Source organism: Mesorhizobium sp. M7A.F.Ca.US.006.04.2.1 (assembly GCF_004022915.1).
Taxonomy (GTDB): Bacteria; Pseudomonadota; Alphaproteobacteria; order Rhizobiales; family Rhizobiaceae; genus Mesorhizobium; species Mesorhizobium ciceri.
The window spans coordinates 1-2,939 of record NZ_RZQA01000814.1 but is presented as its reverse complement, the minus strand read 5'-3'; the positions used below and the strand labels follow the sequence as shown (position 1 = coordinate 2,939).

The 2,939-nt window shown below is 65.3% G+C and carries 3 protein-coding genes and 1 pseudogene; all 4 read left to right on the top strand.

Features of this window, described 5'->3' with window-relative positions; genetic code table 11:
• Positions 1–728, top strand: a pseudogene (locus tag EN925_RS30490) (FAD-dependent oxidoreductase); the annotation flags it as partial.
• 56 nt (positions 729–784) lie between these two features.
• Positions 785–1,201, top strand: coding sequence for a RidA family protein (locus EN925_RS30485; RefSeq protein WP_013530449.1), 417 nt, complete (start codon positions 785–787; stop codon positions 1,199–1,201).
• A 5-nt stretch (positions 1,202–1,206) separates the two neighbouring features.
• Positions 1,207–1,881, top strand: coding sequence for a DUF1028 domain-containing protein (locus EN925_RS30480; RefSeq protein WP_013530450.1), 675 nt, complete (start codon positions 1,207–1,209; stop codon positions 1,879–1,881).
• Positions 1,882–1,902: 21 nt separating this feature from the next.
• Positions 1,903–2,939, top strand: a 1,037-nt coding sequence (locus EN925_RS30475; protein WP_128337155.1) for an aldehyde dehydrogenase family protein, incomplete at its 3' end; no start/stop codon positions are given.

Sequence of the window (2,939 nt, the reverse complement as noted above, 5' to 3'; positions counted from 1 at the left end):
ACGAACTCCAGCGTGCGGGACGGCGGGTTTATCTCTCGGTCGGGCCGCACGATCGGCCGCCGCGGGCCTATCGCGAACGTGACTTCTGCTGGTGGCTGGGGGTTTTGGGCAAGTGGGACGCGCAGGCGCCTGCGCCCGGCACCGAACATGTCACCATCGCGGTCAGCGGCGCGCGTGGCGGCCAGACGATCGACTTCCGGCGCCTTGCCGCGCAAGGGATGACGCTGGTTGGCCGGACCGAATCCTACAGGCACGGTGTGATGACTTTCGCACCCGATCTGGCCAAGAATATCGCGCGCGGCGATGCGAATTACATGTCGGTTCTGGACGAGGCAGATGCCTATGTCGCCCGCAACGGCCTCGACCTTCCCCCGGAGCCCGAGGCCCGCAAGATCGGCCCGGACCCGCGATGCATGACCGATCCCATTCTCGAGCTGAACCTGTCGGAAGCCGAGATAGGTTCGATCATCTGGGCGACGGGATTCACCGTCGACTACAACTGGCTGAAGGTCGATGTGTTCGACGAAAGGGGCAAGCCGAAGCACCAGCGCGGTGTGTCGACCGAGCCCGGCATCTATTTCCTCGGACTGCCTTGGCAATCGCGCAGAGGGTCGAGCTTCATCTGGGGCGTCTGGCACGACGCGCAGCATGTGGCCGACCATATTTCCACGCAGCGCAAATACCTGGCCTACCATGCGTCCGCGAAGCGCGAGACCAAGGTGGCATAGACACGGCACCTCAAACGGGATGCCCCGACCTCGAGCCTGATCCGACGGAGACCAAGATGGCGCATACAAGAATTCGAAAGTTCAACACCAAGGACACTTATCCCGAGCAGAAGCTCGACAATGATCTGTGCCAGGCGGTCGTTACGCGGGGCGGCAGGACCGTCTATCTGCGCGGCCAGTGTCCGCAGGACCTCGACACGGCCAAGAACATCGACAGCCATGATCCGGTCGAGCAGACGCACAAGGTCATGCAGAACATCCGCCAGCTGATCGAGGAGTGCGGCGGCACCATGGAGCACCTGGTCAAGGTGGTGGTCTACATCACCGATGTGCGCCATCGTGAGGCGGTCTACCGTACCATGGGCGAGTATATCAGAGGCGTGCATCCCGTCTCGACCGGCCTTGTCGTGCAGGCCCTGGCGCGGCCGGACTGGCTGGTCGAGATCGACGGCACCGCCGTCATTCCGGACTGATTGCGATGACCTTTTCCATTGTCGCGCGGTGCGGCCGCACCGGCATGTTCGGGGTCGCGGTGTCCTCCTCGTCGCCTGCTGTTGCGGCGCGCTGCGCCTATGCGCAGGCGGGCGCCGGGGCCATTGCCAGCCAGAACGTCACCGATCCTACGCTTGGACTGCGCGGTCTCGAATTGCTGGCGCGCGGCGCGTCCGCGGCGGAGGCGATTGCCATATTGAAGCGCACCGGTGCCTATCCCGAATACCGGCAGGTGCTGGCTGTCGACGCCGCTGGAGCGACCGCGATCCATTCGGGTCCCAAAGCTCTTGGCATCTGGGCGGAGGCGCGAGCTGACAATGTCGCTTGCGGCGGCAACATGCTGGCCCATGATGGCGTGCCGCAAGCGATGGTCGAGGCTTTCCTGGCGTCGGAGGGGCATCTCGGCGACCGCCTCATCGCGACTATGCGCGCGGCGCTGACAGCCGGCGGCGAGGCTGGCCCTGTCCATTCCGCCGGCATGAAGCTGGTGCGTGAGGTGGCGTGGCCGGTCGCCGACCTGCGCTGCGACTGGACCGACGATTGTCCTATCGAGCAACTGGCGGCGCTGTGGCAACTCTACAAGCCACAGCTCGATGCCTATGTGACCCGCGCGATCAACCCATCCGATGCGCCGAGCTACGGCGTGCCGGGCGACGAATAGTCAAGACAGGGGTCACCTGCGATGAGTGAACTCAGCCACAAGGACTGGATCGGCAAGGCGTCCGCGATCCGTTTTCGTGACAAGGCGTTCATCGACGGCAAGACGGTCGCGGCGCGTTCGGGCCGGACCTTTGCCAGCGTCAATCCGGCAACGGGCGAGGTGCTGGCCGAAGTGGCGTCCTGCGGCGAGGAAGACATCGATCTGGCGGTTGCCGCCGCTAGGCGCAGCTTCAACGCCGGCGTCTGGTCGCGCACCAGCCCGGCGCACCGCAACGAGGTGTTGCTGCGGCTGGCGCAGCTGCTGCGCGACAACCTGCATGAACTGGCCCTGCTTGAATCGCTGGACATGGGCAAACTGGTCAGGGATGCGGCCTCGGTCGACGTCCCCGGTTCGGCGGCGATCTTCCAATGGTATGGCGAGGCCATCGACAAGATCTATGGCGAGGTGGCGCCGACCGGCGAAGGCGATCTGGTGCTGGTGCGGCGCGAGCCGCTTGGCGTGGTCGGCGCGGTGGTGCCGTGGAACTTCCCGCTCGACATGGCGACCTGGAAGTGCGCGCCGGCGCTGGCGGCGGGCAATTCGGTGGTGCTGAAACCCGCCGAGCAGTCGCCTCTGTCGGCCCTGCTCCTGGCGGAGCTGGCGATGGAGGCGGGCCTGCCTGCCGGCGTGCTCAATGTCGTGCCCGGCCTTGGCGAAACCGCCGGCCAGGCGCTTGGCCGCCATATGGATGTGGATTGCCTCGCCTTCACCGGTTCGACCGCGGTGGGCAAGATGTTCCTGCAATATTCCGGGCAGTCGAACATGAAGCAGGTCTGGCTGGAGACCGGCGGCAAGAGCCCCAACCTCGTCTTTGCCGACTGCGGGGATCTCGATGTGGTGGCCGATATGGCGGCCTTCGGCATCTTCTTCAACCAGGGCGAGGTCTGTTCCGCCAATTCACGCCTGCTCGTCCAGCGCGGCATCAAGGATGCCCTGGTGGAGAAACTGGTGCAGCGTGCGGCGGCCACGCAGCCCGGCGATCCGCTCGATCCGATTTCGAAAATGGGCGCGATGGTCGA

Bases quoted from the DNA above. Each gene is read 5' to 3' on its own strand.
- EN925_RS30485 (WP_013530449.1), top strand. From the start codon at position 785: ATGGCGCATACAAGAATTCGAAAGTTCAACACCAAGGACACTTATCCC.
- EN925_RS30480 (WP_013530450.1), top strand. From the start codon at position 1,207: ATGACCTTTTCCATTGTCGCGCGGTGCGGCCGCACCGGCATGTTCGGG.